An 11,975-nucleotide genomic window follows, 5' to 3' on the forward strand; every position below is an offset into this window, starting at 1 on the left:
CCCTCGGTACGTCGGCAGCGGCACGCCGGATTCAAGCTTTCGCGGGAGCTTCCTTGACGAAGACGAGCCCGTCGATGCCGCTGAGGTGGGCCGGGTCCAGTGGGGCGTAGCCGAACCAGGGTGACACCCGGGGCGTCACGTCGCCAAGGGTGCCGGCCAGCCGGCGGGCGTCGACGACGTACCGGTCTTCGGGAAGCGCGTACAGGAGCCCTTCGATGGTGTCCGGGGGTGGTGTCAGCACGCCGTGGTGGCGGATCGTGCCGAGCGCCGTGGCCAGGAAGGCGTACTCCTCGCCCAGCCATGCATTGATGATCGCTCCGGCGCTCCACCATGCCACCGGAAGGCCGTCCATCCGCATACTGCTGCTGGCCCGCTGGAGGTGCCCGTTGTGGGCGTGCACCAGCGTCGGCCCGCGTTCGGCCAGGGCCCGCAGGTTGGCGGCCATCATCGAAGACCGCTGCCCGAGCAGTTGTGCCATGCGGCTCGGCGACGTGTCGGCCATCCACCGGTGGTAGCGCAGCAGGCCGGTGGCGGTGCGCCCGTCCATGCGTGCCCGGTCCCACTCGTCCCGCACGGATGCCGCCATGAGCCGGGGGGTCTGTGCGTCGAGGAGGGCCACCAGGTCGTCGGCGAGCAGCCGTAGCTCTCCGGCCTCGGGCGTCTGCCCCACGGACTGCGACGGGTCCCTCATCGCGGCGGGGTTGGTCCACCGGTCGTCGGCGCCCAGCAGGAGGTCGAGCGCTTCCGCAGTGCAGGGAAGCAGGCCGGCGTCGACCCGGGCGGCGAGGTACGCGTGGAGTGCGGTGAGGGCCTGCCGGGGGCTCGCGGCGGCGGTGATCTCCAGTGGGCCGTCGACACCGGCGAAGCGCACTCGCTCGGACGCGGGCCGCCCGTCGTTGTACGCGCGCATCCAGCTCACCAGCTCGCGGTTGGCCACGGAGGCGCCGAGTCCGTGGCTGAATCCGCGCGCCATGACCTCGTCGAGGGTGCCCGTGCCCGAGGTGACGTAGTCGTCCACGGCCAGGCCCATCAGGCAGTCGCTTTCGATCGCGATCGTCCGGTAGCCCTCCCGCTCGACGAGTTGCCGGAAGAGGTCGTTGCGCACGTCGAGCAGGACGTCCTCGCCGTGGGTGGGTTCGCCCAGGGCGAGGATCCGCGGGCGGGCCGGGAGCAGTCCCAGCACCGAGGCGGCGTCGACGGCATGAACGGTGTCTTGGACATCGGTAGTCATGCCCTTGAACAGTATCGTTGAACCGACGGTGCAAAGTTATACCGCGATCTGGGCAGGAACGTGCGGAGAAACCTTCAAAGGCCGGTTGACCTGGCACGCCGGCACGGCCTGTCCACGCAGGCGGTCAGGAACTACGAGGCGGCCGGCATCCTTCCGTACGCCGTACGCACCGCGAGTGGCTACCGCACTTACACGCCGCTGCATGCCGAGGCCCTGCGCGCGTTCCTCGCCCTCGTGCCAGGGCACGGCCACCGGACGGCAGCGTCGATCATGCAGGCGGTCAACCGCGACGCCACGGAGGAGGCGCTGCGGCTCATCGACGAGAGCCATGCGCAGCTCCTCGAAGACCGCCACACCCTGCGGGCCGTCGAGGCCGCGCTCCGCGACCTCGGTCCCGTCCCGCAGGAACGCGGCGACACGTTCGTCGGCCCACTGGCGGGAAGGCTGGGCGTCCGCCCCGCCACCCTGCGCAAGTGGGAACGCGCCGGGTTGGTCCGGCCGCGCCGAGACCCGCAGACGGGCTACCGGGTCTACGGCGCGGCCGACATCCGCGACGCTCTGCTTGTCCACCAGCTCAGGCGAGGTGGCTACCTGCTGGAGCAGATCGCCCCGCTGATCGCCCAGGTCCGCTCCGCCGGAGGCGTCGCGCCCCTGGAATCGATGCTGCGCGACTGGCATGCGCGCCTTTCGGCCCGCGGCCGCGCCATGCTCGCCGGCGCCGCCGCACTGGAGGCGTACCTCGGCAGTGAGCACCGGGCGGAGCGGGGTCAGTCGATGCGGTAGTGGTCGCCGTAGACGGCGAATTCCAGGGGGGTGTTCAGATCGAGGTTCCCGTTGCGCAGGAACACCCGCTGGGCGGTGTCGACCCGGGACGTGTCCGAGTGGGCCTCCTCCTTCCTCATCTCGATCACGCGCTCGTCCAGGAAGGCGTGGAGCCAGGTGGTCTCGTTGCCGCCCTGGGACGGGGGCCTGGCCTTGTGCAGTGCCCGGCCGCGGATCGCGCGCATGCCCTCGTAACCGTGCATGACGGCCGCGTCGTAGTACGCGAACTGGCCCAGCGCCCGGACCTTGTCCGATTTGCCGTCGCGGACGGAGGGGTCGAAGTAGACCCGGTCCCGTTCGGACTCCTGGGCGTCGCGGAAGGCCGGATCGCCCGCGGCGCTGCGCCAGTCCCGGGGGTAGTGCGGGTCGAGGCCGGCGTGCGAGTCGGTGCCGTTGACGCGGCGCAGCGCGGGCAGGTATTTCGCCAGCACGTTGCCCGGCACGGCGTCGGTGTACGCCTCGACGAGCTCGAGCATGTCGCCGGTGCCGGAGCAGAAGCCGATGATCCCGGCCGTGTAGCCGCGCCCGTCGCCGATGTCCTCGATGTAGGAGAACTGGGCCCGCCAGTCGAGCGACGAGTTCTCGGCGGCGGACACGATCTGCATGGCGATCTCCTTCTTCGCCGGGTCGTCGAGGTTCACCGCGGCGACGGCCGGCGCGATGACCGCCGGCGCGGCGGCGGCGATGCCGCCGGCGGTGACCGGCTCGGTGGTTGCGGCGCCGGCCGGAAGGAGGCCGTACGCGAGGCCCGCGGCCGGCAGCAGCAGGCCGCCGACGGCGTACGCGAGGGTCCTCCGGCGACGGTTTCGGGGGGTGGTGGGGACGGTCATGGCGCTCCTCGGTGGGGGATGGAGGGATCTGCGCACAGGGGTATCCATCGACAACGGTCTGTCGAGCGGCCGTCGCCGTGGCGATGAGTGGTCACGCTAGGTCAGTTAAAGTGATTTATCAATACCCTTCGATAAGTCCGATATGCAGGCATGCCTAGCGGTTTGGGCGCGCCGACGAGGCGCCAGCGCCGAGGGCACTTCACGTGCCGTGACGAGGGTCTTGACAGCGGATCGATGAAGGTCTTACGGTCGGCGCAATAGGAAAATCATCTAACAATTATCTGCGAGAACTCCCCGGCGCCACCGTGAGAGGACGCCCGACATGCACAAACGGATACCTGCGCAAAGATCGGTCGTCGCCGCGGCCGCCGCCCTGTTGCTCACCGCCTGCACCCCGGTCGCCAAGGAACAGAAGATCGCCGACGCCGGCGGGGAGGTGGCCGGGACCGTCGAGCTGTGGCACTTCTTCACCGAGCGCGAGGCCGCCGCGATCGATGCCGTGATCAAGGACTTCGCGGCCGCCCACCCGAAGATCAAGGTCACCGTGAAGGCGGGCCAGGACGACTCGAAGATGACCCAGGCGATCGGCGCCGGCAACGGCCCCGACATCGGGCTCTCCTACTCCACCGACATCGTCGGCAAGTTCTGCTCGTCCGGGGCGTGGGTCGACCTGGCGCCGTACGCCAAGCGGGACAACGTCGATCTGAACCAGCTCAACGCCACCACCCGCCAGTACACGGAGTTCGCCGGCAAGCGGTGCGCGATGCCGTTCCTGGCCGACGCGTACGGGATGTTCTACAACAAGGACCTGTTCGCCGAGGTCGGCATCGCGGGGCCGCCGAAGACCCTCGACGAGCTCACCGATGCCGCCAAGAAGCTGACGGTGAAGAATCCGGACGGCTCGCTCAAGCGGGTCGGCTTCCTTCCGCTCTTCGACTTCTACGAGAATGCGGCCTCGCATCTCGCCCCGGCCGTCGCCGCCACGTGGCTGACCACAGGCGGCAAGTCCGCGGTCGGCGGCGACCCGGCCTGGAAGACGCTGCTCACCTGGCAGAAGAGCCTGGTCGACTGGTACGGCTACGACAACCTGCAGAAGTTCCGGGCCGGCCTGGGCGACGAGTTCAGCGCGGACAACGCGTTCCACAAGGGCCAGGTGGCGATCAACATCGACGCCGAGTACCGGCTCGCGTTCGTCAAGGACCAGGCGCCCGGCCTCAAATACGGCGTCGCGCCGATCCCCACCACCGACCCGGCGCGGTACGGCGCCGGCTACGTCACCGGCAACATCGTCGGGATCTCGAAGAACGCCAGGAACCCGGAGGCGGCCTGGGAACTGATCAAGTTCCTGACCACCGACGACAAGACCATCGTGAAGCTGTCCAACGCGCTGAAGAACATCCCTACCACCGTCGGGTCGACCCGCGACCCGGAGCTGCAGGTGGAACCGGAGTTCAAGACCTTCATGGACATCTTCGCCCATCCACACTCGTCCACCTCGCCGCCCGCGGCATCCGGACCGGCGTACCAGGAGACGTTCGCCACCTTCCTCATGAGCTGGCAGTCCGGCAAGGTCGCCGACCTGGATGCCGGCCTCGCCGAGGCGGACAAGCAGATCAACAGCGTGATGACGCTGGGCGGCTGACCGTGCGGCTCCGGCGGAACCTCACCGCCCTGTCCTTCCTGGCGCCCGCGCTGGCCGGCATCGTGGTGTTCTTCCTGTACCCCCTGCTCAGCGCCGCCTGGTTCTCCTTCACCAGGTTCGACCTGCTCACCGCGCCGCAGTGGGTGGGATTGGCGAACTACCGGCGGATGGCCGAGGACCCGTACCTGTGGCAGTCCATCCGGAACACGCTGTGGATGGTCGTCGTCTTCGTCCCCGTACGGATCGTCAGTGCGATCGGCCTGTCGATGCTGCTCAGCCGGCTCCGGCGCGGCGCCGGCTTCTTCCGGACCATCTTCTACCTGCCGGCGTTGGCTCCGCCGGTCGCGGCCACCATCGCCTTCGTCTACCTGCTGAAGCCGGGTACGGGCCCGGTCAACGCGTTCCTGGCCCGGCTGGGCATCGAGGGCCCGCTCTGGTTCAACTCGCCGGACTGGTCGAAGCCGTCGCTGGTGCTGCTCGGCCTCTGGGGCATCGGCGACCTGATGATCATCTTCCTGGCCGCCGTGCTCGGCGTCCCGGCCAGCCTCTACGAGGCGGCCGCGCTGGACGGCGCGAACGCCTGGCACCGGTTCCGGTACGTGACGCTGCCGACCATCCGCCCGGTGATCCTCTTCGCCGCCGTGACCGGCGTGATCTACACGTTGCAGTACTTCGACCAGGCCGCGGTCGCCGGGTCGATCGCCAGCGGGCAGGCCGTCACGGGCGGCGGCATCTCCTCGTCCTTCGGCTTCCCCGAGGGCTCGACCTTCACCTATCCGCTCTGGCTCTACACCGTCGGATTCCGCTACCACGCGCTCGGCTACGCCAACGCGATGGCCATCGCCCTGTTCCTGGTGGCGTTCGCCGTCACGGTGATCCTGCTGCGTCGCTCCAGGGCCTTCTCCGGGGAGGAACAATGACAGCCCTCGCGGCCCCGCCGGTGGCACCGTCGGCGCCGGTCACGGTGGCCGACCGCCGGGTCAGGCGGCAGCGCCGGCTCGCCTGGATCGCCCGGCACAGCATCGCGATCGCGCTGGCGATCATGTTCCTGACCCCGGTGGGATATCTGGTACTGCTCTCCGTGATGACCAGCGACCAGGCATTGACCAGTGACTACTGGCCGAACACCTGGCACTTCGAGAACTACGTCCGGGTCTTCGAGATCACGCCGCTGCCGCGCTACCTGCTCAACACGGTGATCTACGCGGCGTCGGCCACCGCACTGATGCTGCTGTCCAGTGTGCCGGCGGCGTACGCCCTGGCGAAGCTGCGGTTCCGCGGCCGCAACGCGGTGTTCCTCACCGTGATCTGCGTGATGATGCTGCCGCCGCAGGTGGTCACGGTCCCGCTCTATCTCATGTGGGCCCGCTACGGCCTCACCGGCTCGCTCACGCCGCTGATCATCCCGATGCTCTTCGGCGACGCGTTCTGCATCTTCCTCATGCGGCAGTTCCTGCTCACCATCCCGTCCGAGTACCTGGACGCGGCCCGGGTGGACGGGTGCGGCGAGTGGCGCACCCTGCTGCGGGTCGTGCTCCCGATGGCCCGGCCGGGGATCGCGGCGGCCGGCCTGTTCCAGTTCTTCTACGCCTGGAACGACTACTACGGTCCGTTGCTCTACACGAGCGAGAACGAGGGCTCCTGGACGCTGTCCCTGGGCCTCGCCTCGTTCCACGGTGTCCATCACGTCGACTGGAACCTGGTCACGGCCGCCACGGTCCTGGCCATGCTGCCGATCGTCGTCGTGTTCTTCCTCGCCCAGAAGGCATTCGTCCAGGGCGTCACACTCACGGGGGTCAAGGGGTGAAGATCGCTGTCGTCGGCGGCGGCTCGACGTACACGCCGGAGCTGGTGGACGGGTTCGCCCGGCTCGGCACGACGGTGTCCGAACTGGTCCTCATCGACCCGGCGGCCGACCGGCTGGAGATCGTCGGGCGGTTCTCCGCACGGATCTTCGAGAACCACGGCCATCCGGGGAAGGTCACCTGGACCACCGACCTGGAGGCCGGCGCGACCGACGCCGACGCGGTCGTCGTCCAACTGCGGGTGGGCGGGCAGGCGGCGCGGATCAGCGACGAGACCTTCCCGGGGGAGTGCGGCTGCGTGGGTCAGGAGACCACCGGGGCGGGCGGGCTCGCCAAGGCCCTGCGTACGGTGCCCGTGGTGCTCGACGTGGCCGCGCGGATCCGGGCCCGGGCCCGGCCGGGGGCCTGGATCGTCGACTTCACCAACCCGGTCGGCATCGTGACGCGGGCGCTGCTGGACGAGGGACACCGGGCGGTCGGGCTGTGCAACGTGGCGATCGGCTTCCAGCGCCGGTTCGCCCGGATGCTCGGCGCCGACCCGGCCGCCGTGGTCCTCGACCACGTCGGCCTCAACCACCTGACATGGGAACGGGCCGCGTACGTCGACGGCGTGGACCGGCTGCCCGGCCTGCTGGCCGCGCACGTCGACGAGCTGGCCGCCGAGGTCGACCTGCCGGCCGAGGTGCTGACCGCGCTCGGCAACGTACCGTCGTACTACCTCAGCTACTTCTACGCCCATGATCGGCACGTTCGGCAGGCCCGCGGCGCGCAGACCCGCGGGCACCGGGTCGCCGAGATCGAGGCGACCCTGCTCGAGGCGTACCGGGATCCGGCGCTGCGGGAGAAGCCCGCCCTGCTGGGCGAGCGCGGCGGCGCGTTCTACTCCGAGGCGGCGGTGGGCCTGATCGCGGCACTGCAGGGCCTCGACCCGGATGGCGTCCACTCGGTCAACGTGCGCAACGAGGGCACCCTGCCGTTCCTGCCCGACCATGCGGTCATCGAGGTCTCGGCCCGGGCCGGGGCCGCCGGGCCCGTGCCGTTGCCGGTCGCCGCGCTGGCGCCGGAGCTGGCCGGCCTGGTCGGCCACGTCTCGGGATATGAGGAACTGGCCCTCGACGCGGCCCTGCGCGGCGGCCGGTCCCGGGTGTACCGGGCGCTGCTGGCCCATCCCCTGGTCGCCCAGCACGAGCGGGCCGAGGCGCTCACCGACCGGCTGCTCGCGGCGGGCGCCCGGCATCTGGCCTGGGCCCGATGACGGCGTACTACCTGGCCGTGGACGGCGGCAACTCCAAGACCGACGTGCTCCTCGGGACCGTGCACGGCGACGTCCTGGGCTTCGTCCGCGGCCCCGCCACCTCGCCGCACACCCTCGGCCTGAACGGCACGGTGGAACTGCTCGCGGAGCTCGTCCGTACCGTACGTGCCGAGGCGGGCGTGGTTCCGGCGGCCTCGATCGAGCTGGCCGCCGTCTACCTGGCGGGGGCCGACCTACCCGTCGAGGTGACCCGGCTCCAGCAGGCGATCTCGGCCCGGCGGTGGACCCGCGAAACCATCGTGGACAACGACTGCTTCGCGTTGCTGCGCGCGGGCACGTCGCGGGCGGACGCCGTCGCCGTGGTCTGCGGGGCGGGGAGCAACTGCGTGGGCCGCGCCGCGGACGGCCGCGCGGCCCGGTTCGTGGCGCTGGGCCCGATCTCGGGGGACTGGGGTGGCGGCCACGACCTGGCCGCCCACACGCTGCGCCTGGCCGCCCGGGGCGAGGACGGCCGCGGCACCCCGACCGGGCTGTCCGCGGCGGTCGCCGGGCACTTCGGCCGCGCCACGGTCGAGGAGGTGAGCATCGCGCTGCACCTGGGGGAGTTGTCGATGACCCGGATCCGCGAGCTGACACCGCTGTTGTTCGAGGTCGCGACCGCCGGCGACGCGGTGGCGGTGGGGCTGATCCGCCGCCAGGCACACGAGGTCGTGGTGCAGCACCGGGTGGCCGCGACCAGGCTGGGTCTGCGGGAAGCCCCGCACACCCTGGTCCTGGGCGGCGGCGTCCTGCGGGCGCGGCATCCGGTGCTGCACCGGCTCGTCGTGGCGGGCGTGCGGCGACAGGCTCCCCGGGTGGAGATCAGCGTGCCGGAATCACCCCCGGCGCTGGGCGCGGGCCTGCTGGCCCTGGACGCGCTCGGCTCCTCCCCGGCCGCGAAGGAGCGCCTCCGCGCCGAGATGACGAGCGCGTCGCCCACCAGGGCTGTCCCCGCGATGGCGATCGAGAAGGCCGGCTAGCCGGTGGCGGTGGCGGGCTCGGGTGCCAGGGTGACCCGGCTGCGGTGCGCGGCCGGGATGATCAGCGCCGACGCGACCAGCGCGGCGGCCGCGATGCCGAGCCAGCCCCAGAAGCCGAACGTGATGACCAGGCCGGACAGCAGGGCCGGGCCGACGACGTTCTGGGTGATCACGTGCAGGTCGAAAGCGCCCAGATATTCTCCCTGCGCGTGCTCGGGCGCGAGTCCGAACGCGAGGCCCCAGCCCGACGCGGCCTGCATCACCTCCGCCGTGGACAGGATCAGGACGGCGGCGACGATCGCGACGGAGGCCAGCATGTCGTTGTCGCCGAGGGCGGTCACCGCGATCACGGCGCAGCCGCCGGCCAGCCAGTAGCCCGAGCGCCGGGCGAGCCGGCCGGCGCCCTCCACCGTGTCCGCGCCGCGGCTGGCCCGCACCTGGAACAGGATGACGAACGCGGTGTTGAAGATGAGCAGCAGCGGGATCAGGAAGTGCGGCAGCGAGGTGTGGTTGAGCGCCCACAACGGCATCGTGACCAGGATGACGGTGACGTGGGACGCCAGCACCGAGGAGATCCCGATGACGGCGAGGAACCGCGGGTCGCGGACGGCGGCGAAGCGCTTGAAGCCCACCGGGACCGGACGGGACGGTACGTCGGGCAGCCGGGTCACCAGCAGTGCGGCGCAGGCCATCAGCGCGGCGGTGGTGAGCGGGATCAGCACGAGCAGCCGCTGGCTGAGCGCGGCGACGGCGGCCACGCCGATGCCGATGCTGAAGCCGATGTTGAACACCGACCGCATCATGGCCTTGAGCTTGACCCGCTCCTCGGCGGGCACGAGGTTGCCGACGAGGGCCCCGTTGGCCGGGCCGGTGCCGTACTCGAGGAAGCCGACGGCGACCACCAGGGCGAAGAACTGGATCGCGGTGCCCACCACCGCGTAGAGCCCGAAACCCACCGTCAGCGCCGCGAACAGCATGATGAGCAGCCGGCGCGGGCCCACTCGGTCGGCGATCACGCCGAACACGACGGAGGAGATGAAGGCGGAGAGGCCCGCCGCGGACAGCCCGAGGCCGACCTGCGTGGCGTCGAGCCCGACGCGGAGCGTGAAGTAGACGACGCTGCCGCTGAGGAAGACCCCCTTGCCGATCGACTCGGCGAGCCGAATCGCGATCAATTTCCTGCGCAGCGGATCGGCCGGCGCTAAACGGGTCGAAAGTTCAATCAATCGCGACAAGGGCATATTTACACGTCCTGGTGTGATGGGTGGTCGAAGTCAATTCTCGCGTCGGTCGCACCGGGTGGGACAGGGCTTCCGGCGGAACCCCGGTCAGGACGACTTCCCGGTCGGCCGGGGCCAGGCACCGTGGACATCCGGGAAAGCCTGTGGTAATGACCAGTGCGTATGCCCGTCGTCCACTTGCATGTAAGCGGGCATTCACGCTCTTGATCCGCTGTGGACTTCTCGTCTAACCTGCCGAGCGAGGGCGTTCCGCCCGTACTTCTATTGATCATCTGGAATGCGTCGGAAGGTTGACGCGCCGTTTGTTCGCCGGCGTTCGTGTGCTGTTCTGGCGACCATAATTTCGAAGTTCACGCCGATGGAGATCGGCAGGTCCGCGGTGCGCCCGCAGAGCGGGGACCGCGGCCGTGAGGACGGGGGTGAGGTTCTTTAATGGTCAGCTTTAGCCCGGCCTCGGGACTGGCTCATACGATGAGGAGGGACCCGGGGAGTGTCACGGACGGGGCAAAACCGGGCGCCGTGACGGTCGTGCTGGCTGACGCTCAGCCGGTGGTACGCAGGGGATTGTGCGCCATGCTGTCCTCGGCCGAGGTCACCGTGGTCGCCGAGGTGGCGACCGCGCGCGAGGCGATGAAGGCGGCGGCGGAGCTGCGTCCGGACGTGCTCGTGCTCGACGTCGACATGCCGGGGGTCCAGATGGGAGTGACCCTCCAGGAGATAGCCCGCATGTCACCGTCGACCGCGGTGCTGATCTTCACCGCGGTCGAGGACGAGGGGACGGTCTTCGCGGCCATGCGGGCCGGGGCGCGGGGTTACGTGCTGAAGAGCTGCCCGGGCGACGGCATCGTCCGGACGATCCGGGGCGTCGCCACCGGCGAGGTCATCCTCGGGCCCACGGTCGCCGACCAGTTGATCGGGCAGCTCTGCCGGGAGCCGCGCAACCAGCAGCTCTATCCGGAGCTGACGGCACGGGAGCGGGAGGTGCTGGAGCTGATCGCCTCGGGCCTGCGCAATGCCGCGATCGCGACGCGGTTGAACCTCTCGCCGAAGACGGTCAGCAACCACATCTCGACCATCTTCAGCAAGCTGCACGTGTCCGACCGGTTCGAGGCGATCGAGGTCGTCCGCAGGGCCAGGATGGGGCGGCCCGGGGGCGGCCCGGCACTCGGGTACCACGGCTCCGTGACCCGGCAACGGGTGGTCGTCGGATGACCCTCGACCTGGAAGCGACCGCGAGCCGGCTGGAGCCGCGGTTCGGCAAGGCGGTGCACCGGTGGGTGGCCACGCTGCCGCAACGGCTCGACGAACTCGTCGAACAATGGGAGCTGGACCTGAAGGAGCAGCTCAAGTCCGGGAACTCGTCGGTGGTGTTCGGCTGCCGCGGCCCCTTGGGCGACGCGGTGCTCAAGCTCTCCCCGGACAGGTACGCCGTGCGTGAGGAGGTGGACATGCTGCGGCAGTTCGCCCCCAGTGCCCGGGTGCCGGCGGTGCTGGCGGCCGTCAAGGGCGCGGTGCTGCTGGAGGCGATCCACCCCGGCACGCTGGTCGAGAAGATGCCCGTGCCGCCGTCGCCGGCCGAGTACGCCGGCTTCCTCACCGACCTGCATGCGGCGGGTGACCCGGCCGCCGCGCCGAGGAAGTTGTCGGACTGGATCGACGTGCTGTTCCACTCGGCAGGCCGGCGCGGCGCCGAGCTGACCGGGTCGACGCGGTTGCGCGACGAGCTGTTCGCGGGGCCCACCGACACCGTCCTGCTCCACGGCGACCTGCACCTGGGCAACGTGCTCAGCGGCGGCGCCAAGGGCCTGGTGGCCATCGACCCGATGGCCTGCGCCGGCGATCCGTGCTTCGACGCGGTCGACTACGTGCTCGAGGGTCTGGACCGTGCGGAGATGCTGCGCCGGCGCGACGAGCTGGCCGCCGCGGCCGGCATCGACGTCGAGCGGCTCGACAAGTGGTGCCGCGTGACCGCCCCGATCGGGGCGACCTACGTCAGCAACCCGGGGCACTCCGCGGAGCTGGCGGCTTTCGGGCGCGGCGAGTACTAGGCACACCCGACCGGCCCCGGTCCGACGGTTCATCTGTCGGGCCGGGGCACCGTCGTGTCCGGCCAGATACCGCGGTGTCGGC

At 70.4% G+C, this 11,975-nt stretch carries 11 protein-coding genes; 8 read left to right on the top strand and 3 right to left on the bottom strand.

The window, feature by feature from the left end; genetic code table 11:
- Positions 1–31: 31 nt before the first annotated feature.
- A complete protein-coding gene (locus EDD30_RS34515; protein ID WP_071803807.1) occupies positions 32–1,231 on the bottom strand; it encodes an erythromycin esterase family protein in 1,200 nt (399 codons plus the stop codon).
- Between the two features lie 60 nt (positions 1,232–1,291).
- On the opposite strand from EDD30_RS34515, the gene EDD30_RS34520 reads away from it, so the two are divergent.
- Positions 1,292–2,014 carry a TioE family transcriptional regulator gene (locus EDD30_RS34520; RefSeq protein ID WP_211277705.1) on the top strand — a complete coding sequence of 241 codons (723 nt, stop codon included), beginning with the start codon at positions 1,292–1,294 and terminating at the stop codon, positions 2,012–2,014.
- Here EDD30_RS34520 and EDD30_RS34525 read toward each other — a convergent pair.
- Positions 1,999–2,883: a chitosanase gene (locus tag EDD30_RS34525; RefSeq protein ID WP_084556188.1), complete on the bottom strand. Its 885-nt coding sequence runs from the start codon at positions 2,881–2,883 to the stop codon at positions 1,999–2,001. The two genes, EDD30_RS34520 and EDD30_RS34525, sit on opposite strands and share 16 nt — an antisense overlap.
- A gap of 322 nt (positions 2,884–3,205) precedes the next feature.
- On the opposite strand from EDD30_RS34525, the gene EDD30_RS34530 reads away from it, so the two are divergent.
- The 5 genes from EDD30_RS34530 to EDD30_RS34550 are packed head-to-tail and all read left to right on the top strand — an operon-like array spanning position 3,206 to position 8,604.
- Complete coding sequence (locus EDD30_RS34530; protein ID WP_071803809.1) at positions 3,206–4,525, top strand: ABC transporter substrate-binding protein; 1,320 nt, start codon at positions 3,206–3,208, stop codon at positions 4,523–4,525.
- 2 nt (positions 4,526–4,527) lie between these two features.
- Positions 4,528–5,445 (top strand): carbohydrate ABC transporter permease, encoded by a 918-nt coding sequence (locus EDD30_RS34535; protein ID WP_071803810.1) that lies wholly within the window; start codon positions 4,528–4,530, stop codon positions 5,443–5,445.
- Positions 5,442–6,332 (top strand): carbohydrate ABC transporter permease, encoded by an 891-nt coding sequence (locus tag EDD30_RS34540; protein WP_071803811.1) that lies wholly within the window; start codon positions 5,442–5,444, stop codon positions 6,330–6,332. Before EDD30_RS34535 ends, EDD30_RS34540 begins: the two co-directional genes overlap by 4 nt.
- Positions 6,329–7,585: a family 4 glycosyl hydrolase gene (locus EDD30_RS34545; RefSeq protein WP_071803812.1), complete on the top strand. Its 1,257-nt coding sequence runs from the start codon at positions 6,329–6,331 to the stop codon at positions 7,583–7,585. Before EDD30_RS34540 ends, EDD30_RS34545 begins: the two co-directional genes overlap by 4 nt.
- Entirely contained in the window at positions 7,582–8,604 is a 1,023-nt protein-coding gene (locus tag EDD30_RS34550) for an N-acetylglucosamine kinase (RefSeq protein WP_084556189.1), read from the top strand. Before EDD30_RS34545 ends, EDD30_RS34550 begins: the two co-directional genes overlap by 4 nt.
- Here the strand turns inward: EDD30_RS34550 and EDD30_RS34555 are convergent.
- Positions 8,601–9,779, bottom strand: a complete 1,179-nt coding sequence (locus tag EDD30_RS34555) for an MFS transporter (protein ID WP_071803814.1) — start codon at positions 9,777–9,779, stop codon at positions 8,601–8,603. The two genes, EDD30_RS34550 and EDD30_RS34555, sit on opposite strands and share 4 nt — an antisense overlap.
- Before the next feature lie 537 nt (positions 9,780–10,316).
- Between EDD30_RS34555 and EDD30_RS34560 the strand changes: the two genes are divergently transcribed.
- Positions 10,317–11,057, top strand: coding sequence for a response regulator (locus EDD30_RS34560; RefSeq protein WP_084556191.1), 741 nt, complete (start codon positions 10,317–10,319; stop codon positions 11,055–11,057).
- Positions 11,054–11,893 carry an aminoglycoside phosphotransferase family protein gene (locus tag EDD30_RS34565; RefSeq protein WP_071803816.1) on the top strand — a complete coding sequence of 280 codons (840 nt, stop codon included), beginning with the start codon at positions 11,054–11,056 and terminating at the stop codon, positions 11,891–11,893. The genes EDD30_RS34560 and EDD30_RS34565 overlap by 4 nt, the downstream gene beginning before the upstream one ends.
- Positions 11,894–11,975 lie beyond the last annotated feature (82 nt).

It is taken from the genome of Couchioplanes caeruleus (assembly GCF_003751945.1).
GTDB classification, from domain to species: Bacteria; Actinomycetota; Actinomycetes; order Mycobacteriales; family Micromonosporaceae; genus Actinoplanes; species Actinoplanes caeruleus.